General features: G+C 64.1%; 21 protein-coding genes, 2 tRNA genes and 1 pseudogene. 11 read left to right on the top strand and 13 right to left on the bottom strand.

Features of this window, described 5'->3' with window-relative positions; translation table 11 throughout:
* Positions 1–11: 11 nt before the first annotated feature.
* The 3 genes from P2G62_RS09385 to P2G62_RS09375 form a co-directional block, all read right to left on the bottom strand.
* Positions 12–1313 (bottom strand): DUF3987 domain-containing protein, encoded by a 1302-nt coding sequence (locus P2G62_RS09385; RefSeq protein ID WP_275734621.1) that lies wholly within the window; start codon positions 1311–1313, stop codon positions 12–14.
* Positions 1314–1552: 239 nt separating this feature from the next.
* Positions 1553–1819 (bottom strand): HNH endonuclease, encoded by a 267-nt coding sequence (locus P2G62_RS09380; RefSeq protein ID WP_275734620.1) that lies wholly within the window; start codon positions 1817–1819, stop codon positions 1553–1555.
* A gap of 52 nt (positions 1820–1871) precedes the next feature.
* The gene (locus tag P2G62_RS09375) at positions 1872–2006 is read right to left on the bottom strand and encodes a hypothetical protein (protein ID WP_275734619.1); all 135 of its coding nucleotides are present in this window, start codon (positions 2004–2006) and stop codon (positions 1872–1874) included.
* A gap of 251 nt (positions 2007–2257) precedes the next feature.
* On the opposite strand from P2G62_RS09375, the gene P2G62_RS09370 reads away from it, so the two are divergent.
* Entirely contained in the window at positions 2258–2656 is a 399-nt protein-coding gene (locus tag P2G62_RS09370; RefSeq protein WP_275734618.1) for an XRE family transcriptional regulator, read from the top strand.
* Positions 2653–2823 carry a hypothetical protein gene (locus tag P2G62_RS09365; RefSeq protein ID WP_275734617.1) on the top strand — a complete coding sequence of 57 codons (171 nt, stop codon included), beginning with the start codon at positions 2653–2655 and terminating at the stop codon, positions 2821–2823. Before P2G62_RS09370 ends, P2G62_RS09365 begins: the two co-directional genes overlap by 4 nt.
* 72 nt (positions 2824–2895) lie before the next feature.
* Here the strand turns inward: P2G62_RS09365 and P2G62_RS09360 are convergent, their stop codons facing one another.
* On the bottom strand, positions 2896–3114 hold the full coding sequence (locus P2G62_RS09360; protein WP_275734616.1) for an AlpA family phage regulatory protein: 219 nt from the start codon (positions 3112–3114) through the stop codon (positions 2896–2898).
* 229 nt (positions 3115–3343) lie between these two features.
* Positions 3344–3433: transfer RNA gene (locus tag P2G62_RS09355), tRNA-Ser, on the bottom strand.
* Positions 3434–3641: 208 nt separating this feature from the next.
* Between P2G62_RS09355 and P2G62_RS09350 the strand changes: the two genes are divergently transcribed.
* Genes P2G62_RS09350 through P2G62_RS09320 form a run of 7 tightly spaced genes read left to right on the top strand, consistent with a single transcriptional unit; the run spans position 3642 to position 10032 of the window.
* Positions 3642–4550 carry an SPOR domain-containing protein gene (locus tag P2G62_RS09350; protein ID WP_275734615.1) on the top strand — a complete coding sequence of 303 codons (909 nt, stop codon included), beginning with the start codon at positions 3642–3644 and terminating at the stop codon, positions 4548–4550.
* Between the two features lie 13 nt (positions 4551–4563).
* Positions 4564–5727 (top strand): D-alanyl-D-alanine carboxypeptidase family protein, encoded by a 1164-nt coding sequence (locus P2G62_RS09345; RefSeq protein ID WP_275734614.1) that lies wholly within the window; start codon positions 4564–4566, stop codon positions 5725–5727.
* A gap of 4 nt (positions 5728–5731) precedes the next feature.
* Entirely contained in the window at positions 5732–6343 is a 612-nt protein-coding gene (tmk, locus tag P2G62_RS09340; RefSeq protein WP_275734613.1) for a dTMP kinase, read from the top strand.
* Complete coding sequence (locus P2G62_RS09335; protein ID WP_275734612.1) at positions 6340–7461, top strand: DNA polymerase III subunit delta'; 1122 nt, start codon at positions 6340–6342, stop codon at positions 7459–7461. The genes tmk and P2G62_RS09335 overlap by 4 nt, the downstream gene beginning before the upstream one ends.
* A gap of 23 nt (positions 7462–7484) precedes the next feature.
* Entirely contained in the window at positions 7485–8288 is an 804-nt protein-coding gene (locus tag P2G62_RS09330; protein ID WP_275734611.1) for a TatD family hydrolase, read from the top strand.
* Positions 8285–9085, top strand: a complete 801-nt coding sequence (locus tag P2G62_RS09325) for an MBL fold metallo-hydrolase (RefSeq protein ID WP_275734610.1) — start codon at positions 8285–8287, stop codon at positions 9083–9085. The genes P2G62_RS09330 and P2G62_RS09325 overlap by 4 nt, the downstream gene beginning before the upstream one ends.
* On the top strand, positions 9082–10032 hold the full coding sequence (locus P2G62_RS09320) for an AEC family transporter (RefSeq protein ID WP_275734609.1): 951 nt from the start codon (positions 9082–9084) through the stop codon (positions 10030–10032). The genes P2G62_RS09325 and P2G62_RS09320 overlap by 4 nt, the downstream gene beginning before the upstream one ends.
* 171 nt (positions 10033–10203) lie before the next feature.
* On the opposite strand, the gene P2G62_RS09315 is transcribed toward P2G62_RS09320, so the two are convergent.
* From P2G62_RS09315 to P2G62_RS09280, 8 genes are all read right to left on the bottom strand, one after another.
* Positions 10204–11115: an ABC transporter permease gene (locus tag P2G62_RS09315; RefSeq protein WP_275734608.1), complete on the bottom strand. Its 912-nt coding sequence runs from the start codon at positions 11113–11115 to the stop codon at positions 10204–10206.
* Positions 11116–11198: 83 nt separating this feature from the next.
* A complete protein-coding gene (locus tag P2G62_RS09310) occupies positions 11199–12449 on the bottom strand; it encodes an ABC transporter permease (protein WP_275734607.1) in 1251 nt (416 codons plus the stop codon).
* 126 nt (positions 12450–12575) lie between these two features.
* Positions 12576–13649, bottom strand: coding sequence for an ABC transporter substrate-binding protein (locus P2G62_RS09305; RefSeq protein WP_275734606.1), 1074 nt, complete (start codon positions 13647–13649; stop codon positions 12576–12578).
* Positions 13650–13759: 110 nt separating this feature from the next.
* On the bottom strand, positions 13760–14863 hold the full coding sequence (locus tag P2G62_RS09300; RefSeq protein ID WP_275734605.1) for an ABC transporter ATP-binding protein: 1104 nt from the start codon (positions 14861–14863) through the stop codon (positions 13760–13762).
* A 495-nt stretch (positions 14864–15358) separates the two neighbouring features.
* Positions 15359–17443, bottom strand: a complete 2085-nt coding sequence (locus P2G62_RS09295) for a TRAP transporter permease (protein ID WP_275734604.1) — start codon at positions 17441–17443, stop codon at positions 15359–15361.
* A 94-nt stretch (positions 17444–17537) separates the two neighbouring features.
* Positions 17538–18542, bottom strand: a complete 1005-nt coding sequence (locus P2G62_RS09290; protein WP_275734603.1) for a TAXI family TRAP transporter solute-binding subunit — start codon at positions 18540–18542, stop codon at positions 17538–17540.
* 440 nt (positions 18543–18982) lie between these two features.
* A tRNA-Leu gene (locus tag P2G62_RS09285) sits at positions 18983–19069 on the bottom strand.
* Between the two features lie 155 nt (positions 19070–19224).
* Positions 19225–20688, bottom strand: coding sequence for a peptidoglycan-binding protein (locus tag P2G62_RS09280; protein WP_275734602.1), 1464 nt, complete (start codon positions 20686–20688; stop codon positions 19225–19227).
* Between the two features lie 154 nt (positions 20689–20842).
* On the opposite strand from P2G62_RS09280, the pseudogene lipB reads away from it, so the two are divergent.
* Both lipB and P2G62_RS09270 read left to right on the top strand, forming a co-directional pair.
* Positions 20843–21529 (top strand): annotated as a pseudogene (lipB, locus tag P2G62_RS09275) (lipoyl(octanoyl) transferase LipB); the annotation flags it as partial.
* Positions 21530–21636: 107 nt separating this feature from the next.
* Complete coding sequence (locus P2G62_RS09270) at positions 21637–22053, top strand: cytochrome C (protein ID WP_275734601.1); 417 nt, start codon at positions 21637–21639, stop codon at positions 22051–22053.
* Positions 22054–22125 lie beyond the last annotated feature (72 nt).

Genomic DNA, 22125 nt, shown 5'->3' with positions numbered 1-22125 from the left:
GCTCGATCAGGTCAAAGCACCTGCCAGCCTGTCTTGCGCGGGGCACCGTCGATCATCGTTCCTTCGGGCAGACGGCGAATCCAGCCATGTTCTTCGAGGATCGCGAGCAACTTCGACGCCATCGCTTTCTTGTGCATCACACGGCGCGGTGAGTATTGCAGAACATCGCCGGTGACGAACTGCTTACTCGGGCGAGCCTGCAACCAGACGCGCAGCTCTTCGGCGAGCTGCATGTCGGCATCGGCACCGGCCACACCCATGAGACGGCGGGCTTCGCGCAAGTAATACAACGCAAGGCCGCATCCGGCCTTCATGTCGTCAAGATCGACCTCGTGGGCGTTCTCATCGCGCCACAGGGTCAGGACGCCCGCGATCCTGCATGCCTGCTCGGCGGTCTTGCTGGCGAATGCCTGCACCACTTCGAACTCTTCGCCGGATGCCTGCTTGCGTTCAATCAAGTCGTCAAACTTCGCCAGATACTCGCGTGCATCGTCAGACAGGGGCAGCTTGCGCGGGTCCAGATCAAGGGCTTCCGGGTCGGGGATCGGCAAGGGCATGTCGAGCAAGGCGCGCAAGCGCATCTGGAAGAACCCGACCGTCTCGCTATCCTTCGGGTTCACGGCTTTCGCCGTGCGTTTGCCGATCAGGCTTTCAGGCTCCACGATCAGGCACCTGGGCAGGAAGCCGATGCTTTCGGCCATCGGGTCAGACAGAAGGCGGGCGGCAGCGCTCGGCTGCACCATCAGGTGAACGGTAAGGCGGCGTCCGCGCAGGGTGGTGGTTTCCTTCTGCCTGGCAAGTTTGATCTGCTTTCCATCCCACAGGCTGTTGAACGTCCCATAGGTGCGCTGCGCGTTCGCGGCCTTCATCGCATAACCACCGAGGAAACTACCGGCTTCATCAGACAGAAGGCCCGCCGAGGGGTTGGATTTCAGGACGCGGAAAAGGCCGTCAGTCGTCGGCTCGCCGCAAACGCGCTCGATCTCGTCAAGGCCACCGGCCAAAAGGTTGTTCACGGTCGATTTGCGCTCGCCAGACTTCGCAATGGTCACGAGGTCGAGCGAGACCGGGCGGAAACTACCGCCAAGCGTCTCGACATTGGCGAAGCCCTGCACCGCGAGGGATGCAAGGGCGAGTGCAGACTGTGCAGCGATTGCGACGGGGGCCTGCGAAATGCGCTGCGCCGCCATGACAGCGGGTTGCAGGGGGCCGAGGTATTTCGTCGAGTAGGTGGCGGCATGGCTGGCAGCGGGCAACAAGGGGCGGCCTGCCGGGGCAGCGTGGAGCGGGATCACGTTAGAAGATGCGGGCATGTGGGTCTCTTTGGCTAAGGGAAAGTCACCTAGACCGAGGGCCTAGTGCTAAGCAGATACCGGCGAGGGACTATGTAGTATTTCGGGAAAGCGTCGATTGGCGATCGTGTTGCGCTTCCGCAACACTGGCGGGGGCAAGGACTGACTAAGCGTTCTAAACGACTAACCGGGTCGGGCCAGTTTAGTCGTTTAGAACACCGAGCAAGGGTTCGCCCCGAGCTTCGCGACTGCGCTTGGTTTCAGGGGTCAGGGCTTCGGCGAGGGTGCCAGTTGTAGCGGTCCCAGAAGAGCGCCTTGTCGCCCCGGTGGGGCTTGATGTGATCGACCACGGTCGCCGGGGCACCGCACATCGCGCAGTCAGGATGACAGATCAGGAATGCCTTGCGCTCGCGTTCCCAATCCGAGGTGTAGCCCCGTTCGCGCGCGCTCGGGCGTGTCGCATCGGTGCGGCGGTTCCGGGCGCGTGTGCTGGCGATCTGACAGGCGCAGCGCTCACCGTGGGGCACGAGACGCCCGAAGGTGCAAATGTGTGGGGGTCTCGGCATTACATCTTCGCTTTCAGGGCACGAAGCGCACCACGGTCGAAGGCAGGGTCATGGCCCAGCTCTTCGATCTGGCGCAGGCGCTCAGGGGTGTATTCGGTGGGGCTACGTCGCCCGAGGAGCCGCCGTTGATGCCGATCAGCATCGCCATTTTGCCCTCAAAGATTTCGTCCGCACGGGCACCACCGAGACCCAAGACCACACCTGCATGCTAGAAACCCGGAGGGTTCATGCGCCCCCCTAGTTCAGGCAGGAGAACGCATCCCCATCAACCTAACGCGAATTCCCTAGGACATCGGTCTCGCAAAACATCCCGTCACCGCTCGCTATGTTCCCACCCGACGAGGTCAGCGCGCTTCGTTAAGGTCGTCTCATCAGAAACATCATGAGACAAAAACGAACATGACGGCCCCTTTCAAGAACAGCGCAGTCGCGCGGCTAATTGCCGATCGCGTCGACGCATTAGCGTATCGCAAGACGCAACGCGAAATCGCCGCAGAGGCTGGTTTCGCGAACGCAAACTTCGTCTCTATCCTCAAGTCGGGCAAAAGCAAACTACCGCTCGACCGTGTGCCCTCACTCGCACGGGCGCTTGAGGTCGACCCGGCGTATTTGATGCGCATCTCGATCGAGCAGGCGGTGGGAGCGACCGCTGCGAAGGCGATTGTCGAGATCTTCGGCTCACCCGTGACTGCGAACGAGCGCACCTGGCTCGAAGAACTGCGCAATGCGTCTGACAATTCTGACCCTCGCATGACGGCACGGGGACGGACTGCATTACGGGGAGTCTTCAACAAATGACAGAATCGCTGTTTATGACACCGCGCTCACCAACCGGAAACTGGCAGGAACTGAGCGCGAATGAGTGCGGTTGGATCGAGTTCATCCGCGTGGTCAGCGGCGGCACCGACCCCAAGATCACCCCAGCCCGTGTTCGCGCGTTACGCGAACTACTCGACGCGGGATGACGGGGCGGGCGGGATACGTCGAGCCGCTCCACAGGTAGGGGCATGGCCCCTTTCCACAGGAGACTTGGCGACCTACCCGAAGGCGAACTCCGTCAGGAAGCAGGCCTGCAGCGTTGCCTCGTGAGCGATCAGATCAGCGAGACGCCACCGGGTGCAGCCATTGCTGACCTTGACGGGCCTCGGAAATTCTCCTTGGTTCTTCCAACGCCAGATCGTGTCGGTTGAAACGCCATACCGTGTGGCGACCTGCTTGACGTTCAGGAAAAACTGTTCGGGATCAACAGCGTTCATTCTTTTGCCTTCTATACTTCGCGCGCCGACGATCAGCGCCTCATCCTCACTTATACCGCTCGAGGCCGAAATAGTCGGCTGGGAAAGCAAAAAAGTCCGCTGAGGTCTGAGTAGGAGAAGGGTGTGATCCGACACCCTCCTAGCGAGAATTCTATGTTGGTATTGATGTTGGCAGCGAATCGCCCACCCTCAGGAATATCAAGCAAAACATGGCGAAAATAGAGAATTTTGGCGGAAGCGGTGGGATTCGAACCCACGGAGGGGTCTCCCCCTCGCTGGTTTTCAAGACCAGAGCCTTAAACCACTCGGCCACACTTCCAATCGCGCCGGACTAGCCCGGATCACGCGATTCTGAAAGGGGGGCGTGCCGAAATCCGCCCGTGTCCGCAGCGCGCGCTTTTCTTGACGGGTGCGAACAGGTAAAGTCCCGCAAAATGCAGGTGCTGCGCCGGTTTCGGCGGATGCGGACAAGGGCCACAAAGGCCGGGGATCAGACGCGGGCGGCTACCCGCGCAGGAAGGGGCAATATGAGCAAGCGTATGACGTCACCGCAGCGCGTGCGATTGGGGCTGATGCTGGGCGCCGCCCTGGCGCTGGCCGGCTGCCAGGAAGGCCAGCCGTTCGGGTTTGGCAAGAAAGCACCCGAAGGCGAGGCCGTGGTGACGCCCTCTTCCTCGACCCGGATCGTCGAACGCGATGTCGAGGCCCCCGAGGTGTTCTCGGTCGAGGAACAGGGCCTGTGGGACGGTCGTCCCTCGCTGGGCGGCGTCTGGGTCGCGCATCCGACGGTCAAGGACCCGGAACGGGTAATCATCCGCAACCCGGCCAACGGCAAGTTCGTGATCGGCGCGCTGTTCCGCCGCGAACGCGACAACCCCGGCCCGAAGCTGCAGGTGTCCTCGGATGCCGCTGCGGCCCTGGGCATGCTGGCCGGGGCGCCCGCGCAGCTGTCGGTGGTCGCACTGCGCCGCGAGGAAAGCCCCGCCGCGCCGGAAACTCAGGCGCTGGTCACCGACCCGGTGATCGCCGCGCCCGAGGCGATCACGGCGAAACCGCTTGATGGCAAACCCGCGCAGCCCGCACCGAAACCTGTGGCCGAGATCAGCAAGGCCGCAAGCAGTGCAATTGCCGCCGCAGAGGCAAAACCCGCCGCCAAACCCGCGGCAACGCCCGAGAAAGCCGCCACGCCCTCCGCCGCGACGGGCGGCAAGCTCTGGGTGCAGATCGGCATTTTCAGCGTCGAGGCAAACGCCAAACGCGCCGCCGGTCAGATGTCCAAAGGCGGCGTGAGCGCCGCCGTCAAGAAAGAGGAAAGCCAGGGCAAGACCTTCTGGCGTGTTGTGGCCGGGCCTGCGGCCAACACCGCCGAACGCGACGCCCTGCTCAAGAAAATCAAGGGCCTGGGCTACCCCGATGCCTATGCCGTTTCGAAATAGAGAGACCTGCCTGATGCGCCTGCCCCGCCTTCTTGCCGTGATCGGCCTTGCGATTGTCGCAGCCCTGCCCGCCCGCGCCTTTGAAACCCGCGCCTCTGCTGCCTGGGTCTATGACCTGTCGTCGCAAACCGTGCTGCTGGAGAAAAACGCCGACATCCCCCTGCCGCCCGCGTCGATGTCCAAGCTGATGACGGTCAACCTGCTGTTCGAGGCGCTGCGCGACGGGCGGGTGACGATGGACACCACCTTTGCGGTGTCCTCGCGTGCCAAGGCGATGGGCGGCTCGACGATGTTCATCAACGAAACCGACCGTCCCAGCGTGCGCGAGCTGCTGCAGGGCATCGTCATCAACTCGGGCAACGACGCCTGCGTCGCCGTGGCCGAGGGGCTGGCAGGCAGCGAAGATGCCTTTGCGCGGCTGATGACGGAACGCGCGCATGCGCTTGGCATGAACCATTCGATGTTCGCCAATGCCTCGGGCTGGCCGCATCCGGGGCAGCGCATGTCGATGCACGATCTGGGCATTCTGGCGGTGCGGCTGATCACCGAATTCCCTGAATATTACCCGCTGTTTTCGGAAACCCAGTATAATTACAAGGATCGCGCCCCGGCCAATGCGCATAACCGCAACCCGCTGCTGAAGCTTGCCGCCGCCGACTGGCAGGCGGACGGGCTCAAGACCGGCCACACCGAAGAGGCGGGCTATGGTCTTGTCGGCTCGGCGGTGATGGGTGATCGGCGCATCGTCTTCGTGATTTCTGGCCTGACCTCGGAAACCGAACGCGCGCAAGAGGCCGAGTCCATCGCCAACTGGGCATTCCGGCAGTTCGTGCTGAAGACGCTGGCGGCCAAGGGCACCCGCCTGGCCGAAGCGCCGGTCTGGCTCGGGGCGGCGGATAGTGTGGGCCTGACCCCCGCCGAAGACCTGACCTTGCTGATCCCCGCCACCGCCCAGGGCGGGATCACCGCGCAGGCGGTGTTCAACGGCCCCATCGCCGCGCCGATCAAGGCCGGCGATAAACTGGGCGATCTGGTGCTGACGATCCCGGGGCTGGCCGAACCCAAACATGTGCCGCTGGTTGCCGAAACCGATGTCGATCAGGGCGGGTTCATGGTGCGTGTCAAGGCTGCTTTGGGCCGGCTGACCGCGCGTGCCCTGCAGGCCGCCAACAGCTGAGCCGATGTTCATCACCTTCGAGGGCATTGACGGATCGGGCAAATCCACCCAGGCACGGCTTCTGGCCGAGGCCCTGCGCGTCACCGGGCGCGAGGTGGTGCTGACCCGCGAGCCGGGCGGCAGCCCCGGCGCCGAGGAAATCCGCCGTCTGGTCCTTGAAGGCGACCCCGATCGCTGGTCGGCGGAAACCGAAATCCTGCTGTTCACCGCCGCCCGCCGCGACCATCTGGAACGCACGATCGACCCGGCGCTGACCGCGGGCAAGGTGGTGATTTGCGACCGTTTTGCCGACAGCACGCGGATGTATCAGGGCCTGTCGCGCGGAGACCTGCGCGCGACAGTCGACACGCTGCACAGGCTGATGATCGGGCGCGAGCCGGATCTGACGATCCTGATCGACATCGACCCCGCCGTGGGGCTGGCGCGCGCCAAGGGCCGTCAGGGCCACGAGGAACGGTTCGAGGATATGGGGCTTGCGCTGCAACAGCAGATGCGCGCGGGGTTTCTGGGGCTGGCGCGTGAATTCAGCGCCCGTTTCCGACTGATCGACGGCGCCCGCCCGGCCGAAGAGGTGGCCGCCGATGTGCGAACCGTCGTGCAGGCGGCCCTGCCATGAGCAAGAAGGACGAGGTCGACCTGCCCGACCCGACCCAGGTTGCTGGCGCCCCCCACCCGCGCGATACGCTGCGCCTGGTTGGACAGGTCCGCGCCGAAGCCGGATTTCTGGAGGCCTTCAGCACCGGACGGATGCACCACGGCTGGCTGCTGACCGGCCCGCGGGGCGTTGGCAAGGCCACGCTGGCCTGGCGGATCGCGCGCTTCCTGCTGACGCAGCCTGCTGACGATGGCGGGCTGTTCGGCGCCCCGCCCCCGCCGACCAGCCTGGACACCGACCCCGAACATCCGGTCTGCCGCCGGATTTACGCGGGCTCGGAACCCGGGGTCTTCGTGCTCAAACGCGGCGCCAATGCCACCGGAACGGGCCTATCGCAGGACATCCGCGTGGACGAGGTGCGCAAGCTCAAAAGCTTCCTGCATCTGTCGGCGACCGAAGGCGGGCGGCGGATCGTCATTGTCGACAGCGCCGACGAGATGAACACGCAGGCCGCCAATGCCCTGCTCAAGCTGCTGGAGGAACCGCCCGCGCGGGTGACCTTCCTGCTGATCTCGCACCAGCCCGCGGGGCTGCTGCCCACGATCCGCTCGCGCTGCCGGGAATTGCGGCTCGATACGCTGGCGCCCGACGCGATGGCCGAGGCGTTGCTGGCCGCCGAAGATGGCGCAGATCTGAACACCGCCGCGCTGGCGACCCTGTCGGGCGGTTCCGTGGGCGAGGCGATCCGCCTGCTGAACCTTGACGGGCTGGCGAGCTATGAAAAGCTGGTGGCGCTGTTCTCGACCCTGCCGCAACTCGACCGGGTGCGCGCGCTGGCGCTGGCCGACAGTATCACCGGCAAGGCCAACGAGGCGCGCTATGACCTGCTGCTGGGGCTGATCGAACTGTTCCTGGCGCGGCTGGCGCGGGCGGGCGTCACCGGGCCGCTGCCGATCGAAGGCGCACCGGGCGAGGCGAAACTGGCCGCGCGGCTGTGCCCCGATGCCTATGCAGCGATGAAATGGGCGGCAGTGCATCAGCGTCTGGGCGCGCGGGCCCGGCACGGGCGGGGGGTCAACCTTGACCCGGCGGCGCTGGTCATGGATATGCTTCTGGAGATTACGGCGGCCGCAAGCTGAGGCCGCCACGAAAGGATAGACGCGTGGCCGAGACCGAGACAAACATCCCCGAAATCGTCGACAGCCACTGCCATCTCGACTTCCCCGATTTCGCCGACGACCTGCCCGGCGTGGTGGCGCGCGCCCATGCCGCCGGGGTGACGCGGATGGTGACGATCTGCACCAAGCTCCGGCTGCTGCCACAGGTGCAGGCCATCGCCGAGGCGCACCCGTCGGTCTATTTCGCCGCAGGCACCCACCCGATGAGTGCCGCCGAAGAACCGATGGCCACGGTCGACGATCTGATCGCGCTGTCGGCCCATCCGAAATTCGTGGGGATTGGCGAGACCGGGCTTGATTACCACTACACCGCCGACAGCGCCGAGGTGCAGAAGGTCTCGCTGCGCATCCATATTCAGGCAGCGCAGGAAACCGGCCTGCCGCTGATCATCCACTCGCGCGCCGCCGATGACGACATGGCCGCGATCCTGACCGAAGGCATGCGCGAAAAACCCTTCGGCTGTGTGATGCATTGCTTCTCATCCTCGCCCGCGCTGGCGCGGGCGACGCTGGATCTGGGCTGCTACCTGTCGATGTCGGGCATCGCGACCTTCCCGAAATCGCAAGAGGTGCGCGATATCTTTGCCGCCGCGCCGCTGGACCGGATTCTGGTGGAAACCGACGCGCCCTATCTGGCGCCCAAACCGCACCGCGGCAAGCGCAACGAACCGGCCTATACCGCGCTGACCGCGCGTCTGGGGGCAGAACTCTTCGGGCTCGACTATGCCAGCTTCGCCGCCGCCACCACGGCCAATTTCGACCGTCTGTTCACGAAGGCCCACGCATGAGCCGCCTGCGTTTCACCATTCTGGGCTGCGGATCGTCTGGCGGCGTGCCCCGGATCGGCGGGCATTGGGGCGAATGCAACCCCGACAACCCGAAGAACCGCCGCACACGCTGTTCGATGCTGGTCGAACGGCTGGGGCCGCACGGCATCACCCGCGTGCTGATCGACACCTCGCCCGACCTGCGCGAACAGCTGCTGCGCGCCGAAGTGGGCGAGCTGGACGCCGTGGCTTTCACCCATAGCCATGCCGACCACATGCACGGGCTGGATGACCTGCGCCAGATCACCTTCAACATGCGCGCACGGCTGGCCGTCTGGGCCGATTCCGACACGCAAGAGGCGCTGCTCAATCGCTTCGGCTATGTCTTCATCCAGCCGCCGGACAGCAATTACCCCCCGATCTGCGATCTGCGCGCGATCCATGGCCCGTTCGAAATTTCCGGCGCGGGCGGGATCATCCGGCTGGAGCCGTTCCGGGTCGAACACGGCAATATCGACGCGCTCGGCTTCCGTATCGGCGGGCTGGCCTATCTGCCCGATGTCTCCGAGATCCCCGAACCCGCCTGGGCGCATCTGCAGGGGCTGGATTGCTGGGTGCTCGATGCACTGCGCCGCACCCCGCACCCGACGCATGCGCATCTGGCGCTGGCACTGGAATGGATCGCGCGCGCCCGGCCTGCCAGCGCGGTGCTGACCAATATGCATATCGACCTCGACCATGACGATGTGGCCCGCGAAACGCCGGACCATGTCCGCCCCGCCTATGACGGGATGGTGCTGGAGTTCGCCGCCCCATGAGCGGGCTGATCGACGTCATCCTGCCCGTCTTCCTGGTCATCGGCTTTGGCTATGTGGTGGCCTGGCGCGGGCTGTTTTCGGATGCGGCGGTCGACGGGCTGATGCGATTTGCGCAGAATTTCGCGGTGCCGGTGCTACTGGCCCGCTCGATCGCCAAACTCGATCTGGGGGCGAGCTATGACGCCGGGCTGATGATCAGCTTCTACGCCGGCGCGCTGATCTCTTTCGCCATCGGCATAACGGCGGCGCGCTTCCTGCTGGGCCGCACCGGCCCCGAGGCCGTGGCGATCGGCTTTTGCTGCCTGTTCTCGAACTCGCTGCTGCTGGGCGTGCCGATCACCGAGCGCGCCTATGGGCACGACGCGCTGGCGGGCAACTTTGCGATCATCTCGATCCACTCGCCGCTGCTTTACACCATCGGCATCGTCGCGATGGAGGCGGTGCGCAGCCACGGCACCGGCGCGGGCCTCAGCCGAGTTGGCCTGAACGCGCTGATCGGGGTGCTGCGCACGCCGCTGGTAATCGGCATCCTGTGCGGTTTCGCGATTCAGGCCCTGCGCGCCGTGACGGGCCATGACCTGCCCGAACCGGTCTGGGCGGCGATGAACATGATGGCGGGCGCGGCACTGCCCGCCGCGCTGTTTGGCCTGGGGGGCGTTTTGTTCCGCTACCGCCCCGAAGGCGACAGCCGGGCGATCGCGATGGTCACCGCCCTGTCGTTGATCGTGCATCCGGGGGTGGCCTGGCTCTTGGGGCATTGGGTGTTCGATCTGTCCACGCCGGCCCTGCGCTCGGCGGTGATGACGGCCTCGATGGCGCCCGGCGTGAACGCCTATCTCTTTGCCAACATGTATGGCGTGGGGCGGCGTGTCGCGGCCTCCAGCGTGCTGATCGCCACGGCGGGCTCGATCCTGACGATCTGGATGTGGCTGGCAATCCTGCCCTGACCGGGCAAAGGGGGCGCTGCCCCCTCGCCCCTGCGGGGCTCACCCCCGGGATATTTATGCCAAGATGAAAGCCACAATTTCACCTTGGGACAAATATCCCGGGGGGTGAATTTGCGCAGCAAAGAGGGGGGCAGCGCCCCCCTTTTTTGTTCTTGCATGGTGCCGGGCGCCTTAGCGCGGGCTGACGCCCCGCAACCGCTCCGAACGGCGGCGCAGCAGTTCGACCGTGGTCAGCAGCGCGATCGAGATGATCACCAGGATCGTCGCCACCGCCAGAATGGCCGGGCTGATCTGTTCGCGGATACCGTTCCACATCTGCCGCGGGATCGTCTGCTGGCTGTGGTCGGCCACGAACAGCACCACCACCACCTCGTCGAACGAGGTGACGAAAGCGAACAGCGCCCCCGAGATCACTCCCGGCAGGATCAGCGGCATCACCACCTTGAAGAACGTGGTGCGCGGGTTGGCCCCCAGACTGGCGGCGGCGCGGCTGAGCGAGCTGTCAAAGCCCACCAGCGTGGCGGTCACGGTGATGATCACGAAGGGAATGCCCAGCGTGGCATGCGCCAGGATGATCCCCGGGTATGAATTGGCCAGCCCGGTCTTCGAATAGAAGAAGAACAGCCCCGTCGCGGTGATGATGATCGGCACGATCATCGGCGAGATCAGCACCGCCATCACCGCCCGGCGAAAGGGCATTTCCGGGCGCGACAGGCCAAGGGCGGCCAGCGTGCCCAGCACGGTTGCCACCAGCGTCGAGAAGAAGCCGATGATGATCGAATGCTTGGTCACCTGCATCCACTGCGCGTTCTGCCAGAAATCAAGCCACCACGCCCCGTCGCGCGGCGCTTCGGGGTTGAGCATGCCGAAGGTCAGCAGGCTGTCATACCAGCGCAGGCTGTAGCCCTCGGGGTCGAAGGTCAGCATCTTCTCGGTGAAGGTGAAATAGGGCTCGGCGTTGAAGCTGAGCGGGATCACGATCAGGATCGGTGCGATCAGGAACAGAAAGATCAGCACGCACAGCGTCAGATAGGTGTAATGCCAGATCCGTTCCAGCGGGCTTGCATAGGCAGGAAGCGCCATGTTCCGTTTTCCTTTCCGCCAGGGGTCGGGGCGCAGGGCCCCAAAACCACCGGGATATTGTCACCAGGGTTGCGCGCGCAGGCTCAGCCCAGCTTCATGTTGTCGATGCCCACGATCCGGTCGTAGAGCCAGTAAAGAGCCAGAATTCCGGCCAGCAGCAGCGCCGCCAAAGCCGCGGCCAGCGACCAGTTCAGCGATTTCTGCATGTGGAAGGCGATCAGGTTCGAGATCAGCTGACCATCGGCACCGCCGACCAGCGCGGGGGTGATGTAATAGCCGACCGCCAGGATGAAGACCAACAGCGCCCCGGCACCGATCCCCGGCAGGGTCTGCGGCAGATAGACCCGGTAGAAGGCGACAAAGCTGTTGGCGCCCAGCGAGCGGGCCGCCCGGACATAGGCCGGCGGAATGGTCCGCATCACGGAATAGAGCGGCAGCACCATGAACGGCAGCAGGATGTGCGTCATCGCGACCAGCGTGCCGGTGCGGTTATACATCATCTGAATGCGGCCATCGTCGCCGATGATCCCCAGCCAGACCAGCAGATCGTTGAGCACACCCTGACTTTGCAGCAGCACCATCCACGAGGTCGTGCGCACCAGCAGCGAGGTCCAGAACGGCAGCAGCACCAGGATCATCAGCAGGTTCGATTTCGCCAGCGGCAAGGTTGCCAGCAGATGCGCGATCGGGAAGGCCACGAACATGCAGATCACGGTGATCGCCAGCGACAGCATCATGGTGCGGCCGAACAGCATCTTGTAGACGGCCTGCCCCTCGGGCACGCTGACGATATTGCCGGTGTCGTCGCGGGTCATGTCCAGTGCGGCGAGGTAGAAGTCGATCGTCAGGGGCGAGCTGGCCGAGCGCATCGCGCGCCAGATGTTCGGGTTGTCCCATTTCTTCTCGACGCTCAGGATCGCCTCTTTGTAGGGCGGTTCGAACTTGTCGGCCTTGCGCGCGGTGCCGGTGAACATCGAACGCGACCCGGAAATGTCATAGTTGATCCGCGTGCCGGCAGAGCCCGAGGTCTTCTGTTCCTTCATCAGCTTCAGATCGGACGCCAGCGCGGCATAGGCGCTTTCGTCGATTTCCGAACCCGGCGGGTGTTCGTCGAACCATTTGCCCAAAGCGGGCGCGGCGGTGGAAAACGTGTCGTTATAGACCGATTGCATCAGCATCTGGCCGATCGGCACGACGAAGGTAATCAGCACGAACAGAAAGAGCGGTGCAACCAGCAGGAAGGCGCGCCTGCGCGAACGCGCAAGCGAAGCGGCCAGCGCGGCCTTGAGCGGCTTGCCGTCTGCGGTGGTCAACTGGGCGGTTGCGTCGGTCATTCGGTTCCCCATCGGAAAATATCGCCCATGTCCCGCGCATGTCATGGCTGCAGGTCGGGCCGCACAAGGCCCCGGGTCGGATCGGGTGAAGTGGCAGGGGGCCGGTCAGGCCCCCTGCCCGTCAGATCAGCTGGCGAGCCAGGCGTTGAACTTCTCGCTCAGTTCGACGTCATGGTCGGCCCAGAAGGTCGGGTCGGTCCAGATCGGGTTGATCATGTTGTCCGGGTTGGTCGGCATATGCGGCGCCATCTCGGTCTTGCCGTCCTGATACATGCCGATCAGAGCGGCCGAGGATTTCCGCGCCGGACCATAGGCGATGTACTTCGCCTGATCCGCCAGACGCTGGGTGTCGGTCGAGAAGGCGAGGAATTTCTTCGCACCTTCGACGTTCGGGGCGCCTTTCGGAATGACCCACAGGTCATAATCCATGTATTCGCCGTCCCAGATGATCGCGAAGGGTTTGCCTTCAGCCACCATCGCGTTGAAGAAACGGCCGTTGTAGCCGGTCGACATCACGACTTCGCCATCGGCCAGCAGCTGCGGCGGCTGTGCCCCGGCTTCCCACCACACGGTCGAATCCTTGATCGTGTCGAGCTTGGCCAGCGCGCGGGCCACACCCTCTTCGGTGCCCAGCACGTCATACACCTCGTCGGGCGACACGCCATCGGCAACCAGCGCCATTTCCATCGAGCGTTTCGCCGATTTCAGCAGACCGCGCTTGCCCGGGAATTTCTCCAGATCGAAGAAATCGGCCAGGGTCGAGGGCTGCTCGCCGCTGAACTTGGTGGTGTCATAGGCGATCACGGTGCCCCAGACGATGTTCGCCACGGCACAATCCTGGATCGCGCCCGGCACGAAGTCTTCGGTGGCGGGGGTGCCATCGGGCGCCGGCGGCAGCATCGCCGGGTCGATTTCTTCCAGCAGGCCCTCGTCGCACAGACGGATCGCATCCGACAGTTCCACGTCGGCCAGGTCGATGGTGACGTTGCCCGCCTCGACCTGCGCTTTCAGCGGCGAGGCCGGGTTGTCGGCGTCGATCGAAACGACCTTGATGCCAGTCATTTCGGTAAAGGGCTTGTGATAAGCCTCGACCTGCGACACCGTGTAGGCGCCGCCCCACGAGACCACGCTGATTTCTTCGGCCGAGGCGGCAGCGCCCACGGCGACCAGAGCGGTGGTCAGGGTCAACAGTTTATTCATGTGTATACTCCCGTGTTGTTATATTGGCTTAACGCCGTTTGACTTTACGTCATTTTGGCCGCGGATCTCGCAGCGGGGGGATAGGCGGGACGGACCCGCCTGCCCAGATCTTACATCGGATCGAGTGCGCGCGCATCCTGCGGATGCCAGCCGATCTTGATCGTCTCGCCGGGGTGCAGCTTGGTCTGACCCAGCGTGTTGCGCGACTTCATCACGAAGTCCTCAGAGCCCGCAACCCGCATCCGGGTGCGGAAAATGTCGCCCATATAGATCACTTCCAGCACTTCGGCCGAGATCATATGCGCGCCCGGAGGCATCATTTCGGGCTTGAATTCGATCCGCTCGGGACGGATCGAGACCAGCGTCTCTTGCCCCTTCTTGCGGATATTGACGGGCGTCGCGTCGATCAGCTCGCCCGTGGCCAGCCGCACGAGACACTTGTCGTCCGAATATTCCTCGACAGTGCCCGGCAGTTTGTTGTTCTCGCCGATGAACTGCGCCACGAAGCTGTTCTTCGGGCGTTCATACAGCTCATCCGGCGGCGCCAGCTGCTGAATGCGGCCATCGTTGAACACCGCGACGCGGTCCGACATCGTCAGCGCCTCGCCCTGGTCGTGGGTCACATAGACCACGGTGATACCCAGCCGTTCGTGCAGCGCCTTGATCTCGAACTGCATGTGTTCACGCAGCTGCTTGTCCAGCGCGCCCAGCGGTTCGTCCATCAAGACCAGCTCGGGGTCGAACACCAGCGCGCGGGCCAGCGCGATCCGCTGCTGCTGACCGCCCGAAAGCTGCGCCGGGCGGCGGTTGGCAAAGGCGCCCATCTGCACCATGTCCAGCGCGCGCATGACCTTGGCCTCGCGCTCGGATTTGCCCATTCCGCGCACTTCCAGCGGGAAGGCAAGGTTTTCGGCCACCGACATATGCGGAAACAGCGCGTAGTTCTGGAACACCATGCCGATCCCGCGCTTGTGCGGCGGCACCATGTTGATGTTGCGCCCACCCAGCCGGATTTCGCCATGCGTCGCGGTTTCAAACCCCGCCAGCATCATCAGGCAGGTGGTCTTGCCCGAGCCCGAGGGCCCCAGCATGGTCAAGAATTCGCCTTTGCCGATGGACAGATTCAGATCTTTTACGACCAGTGTTTCGCCGTCGTAGCTTTTCTGCACATGGTCAAAAACGACAAAAGACTTGTCGGTTTCAGAAATCGTCAAAGCGGGCTCCCCGTGATTTTCTTCTTCGTTAGCTCCCGTGTTTGTGACTAAAGCAATTGGTCCTGCAGAGTTCAACCGCAAATTCACAGCGCTGTCACAGTGGCTACACTGCCACCGTTTCGGGCATGAAACGGTCAGAAAACGTCCTAAAATGTGCAAGCAGCGACCACTTCGCACATGCAGAATGAAGGATCTGTCGCCACGTCAACATGGGGTGGATTCGAGGGGCACAGAGCCGCCCGACGGGAATCAAGCCCATCCGCGCGGGGGAAGGGGCTGGATGGGCTGTGATCCGCATCCACCGCACCGAATCATCCGGCCAGGAAAACGCCCGCAGGCAGGGCCCGAAGCGTTCCGTTCCGGGCCGCCCGTCCGCAGCAATGCATGACGCGGGGCCAAGATCGGATCACGCACACAGCAATGAAAAAACGTGCCCCGGGGAAGCCCGGGGCACGTCTTTCGGAAACACGTTCTCGTCGAGCGCGCAAACGCCCCTCAAGCCGGGGCACCGCCCTGCCGGCCTGTCAGCAACTGACGCATCGCAATCGGTGCGACAAGCAACAGCCCGACCATGCTGGCCATCAGGTTCGGTGCCACCAGCAACAGCGCCGCGATGACCAGAACGATGCGCTCGAACCAGTAAAGCGGCGCGAAAAGCCAGCTGGACACCGCCGAGGCCAGAATCCAGATCCCGAGCGTGGCGCCGCTGAAGGCAAGCGCAAAGGCCTGCCAGGTGAACCCGTCGGTCACCAGAAGCAGCGCGGGCTGGAAGGCAAAGACAAAGGGCACCAGCGCCTTGCCCATGCTCAGCCGGAAGGCCGTGTTGCCCGCCTTGAACGCATTCGCCCCGGCGATCCCGGCGCCCGCATAGGCCGCCATCGCAACCGGCGGCGTCACATCCGCCAGCACCCCGTAGTAGAACACGAAGTAATGCGCGACCATCGGTTGCACGCCCAGCATGCCCAGGATCGGCGCCGCAACGGCGACCATGATGATATAGTTCGCCGTCGTCGGAATGCCGCAGCCCATCAGGATGCAGACCACCGCCGTCAGGATCAGCGTGAACAGCAGCGTCAGCGACGGCACCGTCATCAGCTCGAACGGCAGCACCGCCAGCGTGTCATGCAGCGACATCGCCCAGCCCTGCGCGATCGAGGTCACCATATAGGCGATCTTGAAGCCGACGCCGGTCAGGGTCACGACACCGATCACAACACCGACCAGCGCAGCAGCGGCCGTCACCGAAAGCGATTGCTTGGCGCCCAGGATGAAGCCTTCGAAAACACCATGCGCCGTGGCCTTCAGGCCGTTGGCAATGCCCGATGCCTGAATCTGCTGGATCGCTAGAACGATGATGCAGGCGGTGATCGACCAGAACGCGGCAGCAAACGGCGTGCGCCCCGACAGCAGCACGGCAACCAGAATGGCCAGAGGCACGACCGAGAGCCAGCCCTCTTTCAGCACTTTCCAGGCGTTGGGAAGCTCGGCGGCCGAAAGGCCGCGCAGCCCCAGACGGCGCGCCTCAAGGTGAACCTGCACCAGCACGCCGAAGAAATGCATGAAGGCCGGCACCAGCGCGGCGGTCAGGATCGTGGTCAGCGGCACACCCAGATATTCGATCATCAGGAAGGCAACCGCCCCCATGACCGGCGGCGTGATTTGCCCGCCCGTCGATGCGGCCGCCTCGACCGCCGCCGCGAAATGGCGCGGATAGCCGATGCGGATCATCGCGGGGATGGTCAGGGCGCCGGTGGTCACCGTGTTCGCAATCGACGAGCCGGAGATCGAGCCGAGCAGCGCCGAGGACAGCACCGACACTTTCGCCGGCCCGCCCGCATAACGCCCGGCCAACGCAGAGGCGATGTCGATGAACAGCTGGCCCAGACCGATCCGCGTTGCCATCACGCCGAACAGAACGAAGTGGAACACATAGGTCGCAATGACGCCAAGCGCGGTGCCATAGATCCCCTGCGAGGTCAGATACAGGTGGTTGACAATATTCGACCAGCTCGCGCCCGGATGCACCAAAATCCCCGGCATCGACTTGCCGAAATAGGCATAGGCGATGAACAGAATCGCGATCACCGGCAGCGGCCAGCCCATAGACCGGCGCACCGCTTCCAGCAGAACGACGATCAGGATCGTGCCCATGATGACGTCGATAGGCAGCGGGTTACCGACACGGAACGCAAGCTCGGCATAGATCCATGGCACATAGAGCGCGCTGACGATCCCGGCGATGGCCAGGCCCCATTCCAGCAGCGGCAGGCCCAGCGGCGCGCGCCAGCCCGGGGTGATCTGCTTCTTGCCGAAGGCCGAGAAGCTGAGGAACACCAGAAGCAGCGTAACGCCCAGATGCAGGCCGCGATGCACGGTCGCCTGCGGAATGCCGAAACCGGCGGTGTAATAGTGATAACAGGACAGCAGGAACAGGATCACCGCCGACGCGATGGTCAGCGGCCAGGCCAGCACGCGAAACCTCAACTCGGGGTCGAATTCTTCTTCAATGGCCTGAAGTTCGTCGGCTGTCAGATGGCGGATTGCTTCGCCGTCGCCCGGTTTGCTGCGGTCCTCGGTCATCTGCTAACTCCTGTCGCTGTGGGTAACGAAAGGGGCCGCGATGGTTTTCGCGGCCCCTGAACTCTCGACACTGGTCGAAACCGATGCCGAACGCTTATTTCAGCAGGCCGGCTTCCTTATAGAACTTCTCGGCGCCCGGATGCAGCGGGATACCGACGCCGTTCAGCGCGGTTTCCTTGGTGATCGCCTTGCCCTTGGCGTGGCCCGCATCCAGCTGCTTGCGCGAGTTGTCGTTCCACAGCGCCTTGGTGATCTGATAGATCAGCTCTTCGGGCTGATCGGCGCTGGTCACCCACTGGGCGCCCACCGACAGCGTCTGAACGTCGTCGGCATTGCCCTCATAGGTGCCGCCCGGAATGACGTCCGGCGCAAAGAACTTGAACTCTTCGCAGATCTTCGGCGCTTCCTCGCAGCTGATCGGGATCAGCTTGACGGCGTGCTGGCTGGCGAGTTCCGAGATCGCGCCCGCCGGATAGCCGCCGACGAAGAAGAACGCATCCATCGCGCCATCGCGCATCCGGTCGGCCGCCTGATCGGGCTTGAGGAATTCCGGCTGGATGTCGGCTTCGCTCAGACCGTAGCCGTCCAGGATGATCTTGGCATCGACCAGCGTGCCCGAACCGGGTTCGTCCATCGAAACACGCTTGCCCTTGAGGTCGGCGACGCTCGAAATGCCCGACTCGGCGCTGGTGATCAGGTGAATGCTTTCCGGATAGAGGTTGGCGATCGCGCGCAGCTTGTCGACCGCAGGCTTGCCTTCCCAGATCCCGGTGCCGGTATAGGCCCAGGTCGCCACGTCCGATTGCGAGAAGCCCGACTCGAGCGAGCCGCCAGCGATGGCGTTGATGTTGGCAACCGAACCGTTGGCCGAAAGCGCCGAAGCGATCAGCCCGGGAACGCCGCAAGAGCCGCCCTGATCGCAGGGGCGCGAACCGGGCGGGTTCGAGATCGCGTTGGCCAGAAGCCCGCCGATCGGGTAATAAGTGCCTGCAGTGCCACCCGTACCGATCCGGAAGAACGACATTTCCTGCGCGCCAGCGGCCGAAGCGGCCAGACCGAACGCAAGCGCGATGCCGGTGAAAATCTTGGTGTGCTTCATGAGAACTCCTCGCCTCCACTACATGAACTGCCGATAAGTTACGCCCATCTGGCGCGAGATCACAAGGCGGGTATTTGCAGGGCATCCAGACGGGGGAGCCCTTGGACGCATGTTTCATCAACTGCGGCCGGCATCCATGGGCAGGGGTTTGGTACATGCTGTGCCAGGCACGACCGGGCGCTTTGGGCGGACGCCGGTCGCTCAAAGCGTTCCGTTGAAAGGCCCGGAGCTGGCCATTCACGGACCTCCGCGCACGACGCGCCGCTTGGCAGTTTGCGAAAGCCGGACACCGCCCCACCGTGCGTAACCTCATGCGTCAAACGTGTATGGCTGGGTGGATAAAATCGGCTGAACTTGCAGGAAGCTGATGCGCTGAGGACGCCGCGTCTTGCAGGAGCTTCCCTAAATTGCAGTGTTTTGCTGCAATTTAGGGAAGGTCTTGGTGCGGTCGAAAAGACTCGAACTTTCACGGGAGTTACCCCACAGCGACCTCAACGCTGCGCGTCTACCAATTCCGCCACGACCGCACATCTTGGCTTGGTGGCGGCGTCTTATCCGAGAGGGTGCTCGAAGGAAAGGGGGTTTTTACACGCAGAGCGATCTTTTTGCGGCGCGTCTGCGTCCTGCGGAAATACGCAAGGGGCGCCACAGCGCCCCCTGCGGGAAACCTGGCCGCCGGACCTCAGGGCTGGCTGCCCTGCCCGCCCGTTTGCAACAGCTTGGCCGCCGCCGCGCCAAACCCCGCAAGCCCGGGCGACGGCGCTGCAACCGGCGTCGGTGCCGCAGGCGGTGCATCCGAGCGGCCGTTGAGCGCGAAGGCCGCTTTGTGGATCAGCGCGGCACGATCGGGCTGACCGGCCGCAAAGACAGGGGTTTGTCCGATCGACAGCGCGTTCAACCCCAGCTCATACCAGTCAAGCGCCAGATCGGGGTGTTTCTCGGTGCCGACGCCCGCCGCTAGATGGTGACCGATGAATTCGGCATAGACCATGTTTCCGGTGCCCGCCAGAACCAGCGCCGACCCGAGCGCCACCGGCATCTCGTCATCGGCGTAGCCCATCGCCAGACAGACCCGGGCCGTGCCGGCGGTCTGCGCCTCGTCCATGCCCGACTGCGCCAGGAACCCCTGGATCGAGGCGATCATGTCATCACGCGGCGTGGTCGTCAGCAGCGCGACCTGATCGGCCAGCAGCGCACCAAAACCGCGGCATTGCTCGGAGATCTGCGCCGGGGTGAAGCCCTGGATCTGCGCGACCAGCGCCGTGCCCTGTTCGCGCGCCTCGGCCGAGACCTGACAGAACTGCTCTCCCAGAGCCTGCGCCGGATCGCTCATCATCGCGACCTTCTGCAGCCCGCCGTTGGCGCCGGTCCTGGCCTGCACCTGCGTGCAATAGGCCTTGGCCGTGACCGGCTGCGGCACCATTCCCGCCCCGAACGAGGGCATTGCGGGTGTGGGCGCCACGGGTTGCGCGGCCATCTGCGCGCCGAACCCGGGCATCGCGGGGGTGGGCGCTGCCGGCTGCATCACCATCGTGCCTGCGGCCCCGCCGACCATGCCCGGCACCGCCATCGGCATCCCCGGTTGCATCACCATCGTGCCTGGCGCCTGCTGCGGCATCGGCATCCCCTGCTGGCCCGCCATCGTCGGGGCGCCGCCCGCGGTGCCATACATCTGGTCGCGCTGCGCAAGCAGCAGGCCCCGCATGCCCTGCGGCCCACTGACGGCTTGCTGCACCTGAGGTCCGCCGATCATTGCGCGCTGATAGCTGGTGACAAGGATCTGCCGCTCGACCTCGGTGATCTGGCCGGTCGCGGGATAGCCCAGCAGCATCTGATACTGGCTGATCGCAGCACGCGACTTGGCGCCGATCACCCCGTCGGGGGTGCCCACCGGATAGCCGAAATAGTTCAGCGCAGTCTGCACCTCACGGTTCTGCTCGCGCTGATAGCTGCTGACCGCGGGCTTCTTGGTGACGGTGCGTGTCGTCGTGCGGCGATTCTTGTTCGCCTCGTTCACGATCGCGCCGCCGATCACCCCGCCGATGATCCCGCCCACGATATCCGATCCCCCCGCGAAAACAGCGGTGCCGGGCATCAGTGCCACGCTCAGTGCAAGCGCCCCCAATGTCAGGTATTTGCGTGCCATATCACCCTCCAAACCTGCCGGAGGCGCCTGTGCATCGCCAAAATGGCGGTCCGGCGCAGTCCCGGCCCTACATCATCAAATCCCTGTGAAGTCTTCGACCAAATCGCGCTTGAGGCAAGGGCTTTGTTGACCTACTTCGAAAGAAACTTCGCAGGAGGCCCCAATGGTCGAATGGATTCACGCCGAAGCGCCCGTGCCCTATGACGAGGCACTTGCCTTCATGGAGGCCCGTGTCGCGGCAATCGCCGCAGGCGAAGCGGACGAGGCGATCTGGCTGCTTGAACATCCGCCACTGTATACTGCGGGAACTTCGGCCAAGCCCGAAGACCTGACCGACCCCGGGCGTTTTCCGGTCTATGAGGCCGGGCGCGGCGGGCAATACACCTATCACGGCCCGGGTCAGCGCGTGGCCTATGTGATGCTGGATCTGAACAAGCGCGGCCGCGACGTGCGCCGCTTCGTCTGCAACCTGGAAAAATGGGTGATCGCCGCGCTGGCCGAATTCAACGTCACCGGTGAAATCCGCGAGGGCCGGGTCGGCGTGTGGGTCACCCGCCCCGACAAGCCGCGCGGCCCCGATGGCGCCCTGCGCGAAGACAAGATTGCCGCGATCGGGGTCAAGCTGCGCCGCTGGGTCAGCTTCCATGGCATTTCGATCAATGTCGAACCGGATCTGTCGCATTTTACCGGAATCGTGCCCTGCGGCATCCGCGAGCACGGGGTAACCAGCCTTGTGGACATGGGCCTGCCGGTAACGATGGCGGACCTTGACAATGCTCTTATTCATGAATTTGAATGCATATTCGGCAACTCCGAGCCGAAAGTCGCAAAAGCCACATAAAAAAGGGGTAACGCGACCTTTTGCCCCGTGGTAAGAAGGCCCCGAGGGCCCTATCTGCCCAACACCCACGGCCCGTCGGGCCGAGACATGACATCAAGGAACCAGCGATGAAGATCAGCCTTTATGCCACCCTCGCCGCTCTGGCGCTTGCCACCCCCTCGTTCGCCCAGGACGTCGCCGTCGGCGAAAAAGAATTCGGCAAATGCAAAGCCTGCCACATGATCGTCGCCGATGACGGCACCGAAATCGTCAAGGGCGGCAAGGTCGGCCCGAACCTCTACGGCGTTGTCGGCCGTCATGTCGGCTCGGTCGAAGGGTTCAAATACAAGGATTCGATCAAATCGGTTGGCGAAAGCGGGATGGTCTGGGACGAGGCTGAACTGGCCGCCTACATGACCGACCCGGCCGCCTGGCTGAAAGAGAAAACCGGCGATCCGGCTGCGAAATCGGGCATGACCCACAAGCAGAAGAAGAATCAGCCCGACATCGCGGCCTACCTGGCTTCGCTGAAACCGGCGGAATAATACCCGGCGCATCCGCGCCAGAAACGCCCCGGCGGACCGCGCGTCCGCCGGGGCTTTTTCATGACGCACCCC

Origin of the sequence: Paenirhodobacter sp. CAU 1674 (assembly GCF_029222945.1) — a bacterium.
Classification (GTDB): domain Bacteria; phylum Pseudomonadota; class Alphaproteobacteria; order Rhodobacterales; family Rhodobacteraceae; genus Rhodobacter.
Note: the sequence above shows the minus strand (reverse complement) of the source record. Positions and strands in the feature narration are given on the sequence as shown.

Bases quoted from the DNA above. Each gene is read 5' to 3' on its own strand.
- P2G62_RS09320 (WP_275734609.1), top strand. From the start codon at position 9,082: ATGAGCGGGCTGATCGACGTCATCCTGCCCGTCTTCCTGGTCATCGGC.
- P2G62_RS09365 (WP_275734617.1), top strand. From the start codon at position 2,653: ATGACAGAATCGCTGTTTATGACACCGCGCTCACCAACCGGAAACTGG.
- P2G62_RS09360 (WP_275734616.1), bottom strand. From the start codon at position 3,114: ATGAACGCTGTTGATCCCGAACAGTTTTTCCTGAACGTCAAGCAGGTC.
- P2G62_RS09315 (WP_275734608.1), bottom strand. From the start codon at position 11,115: ATGGCGCTTCCTGCCTATGCAAGCCCGCTGGAACGGATCTGGCATTAC.
- P2G62_RS09385 (WP_275734621.1), bottom strand. From the start codon at position 1,313: ATGCCCGCATCTTCTAACGTGATCCCGCTCCACGCTGCCCCGGCAGGC.
- tmk (WP_275734613.1), top strand. From the start codon at position 5,732: ATGTTCATCACCTTCGAGGGCATTGACGGATCGGGCAAATCCACCCAG.
- P2G62_RS09295 (WP_275734604.1), bottom strand. From the start codon at position 17,443: ATGACCGAGGACCGCAGCAAACCGGGCGACGGCGAAGCAATCCGCCAT.
- P2G62_RS09290 (WP_275734603.1), bottom strand. From the start codon at position 18,542: ATGAAGCACACCAAGATTTTCACCGGCATCGCGCTTGCGTTCGGTCTG.
- P2G62_RS09345 (WP_275734614.1), top strand. From the start codon at position 4,564: ATGCGCCTGCCCCGCCTTCTTGCCGTGATCGGCCTTGCGATTGTCGCA.
- P2G62_RS09310 (WP_275734607.1), bottom strand. From the start codon at position 12,449: ATGACCGACGCAACCGCCCAGTTGACCACCGCAGACGGCAAGCCGCTC.
- P2G62_RS09305 (WP_275734606.1), bottom strand. From the start codon at position 13,649: ATGAATAAACTGTTGACCCTGACCACCGCTCTGGTCGCCGTGGGCGCT.
- P2G62_RS09280 (WP_275734602.1), bottom strand. From the start codon at position 20,688: ATGGCACGCAAATACCTGACATTGGGGGCGCTTGCACTGAGCGTGGCA.
- P2G62_RS09350 (WP_275734615.1), top strand. From the start codon at position 3,642: ATGAGCAAGCGTATGACGTCACCGCAGCGCGTGCGATTGGGGCTGATG.
- P2G62_RS09375 (WP_275734619.1), bottom strand. From the start codon at position 2,006: ATGGCGATGCTGATCGGCATCAACGGCGGCTCCTCGGGCGACGTAGCC.
- P2G62_RS09370 (WP_275734618.1), top strand. From the start codon at position 2,258: ATGACGGCCCCTTTCAAGAACAGCGCAGTCGCGCGGCTAATTGCCGAT.
- P2G62_RS09270 (WP_275734601.1), top strand. From the start codon at position 21,637: ATGAAGATCAGCCTTTATGCCACCCTCGCCGCTCTGGCGCTTGCCACC.
- P2G62_RS09325 (WP_275734610.1), top strand. From the start codon at position 8,285: ATGAGCCGCCTGCGTTTCACCATTCTGGGCTGCGGATCGTCTGGCGGC.
- P2G62_RS09335 (WP_275734612.1), top strand. From the start codon at position 6,340: ATGAGCAAGAAGGACGAGGTCGACCTGCCCGACCCGACCCAGGTTGCT.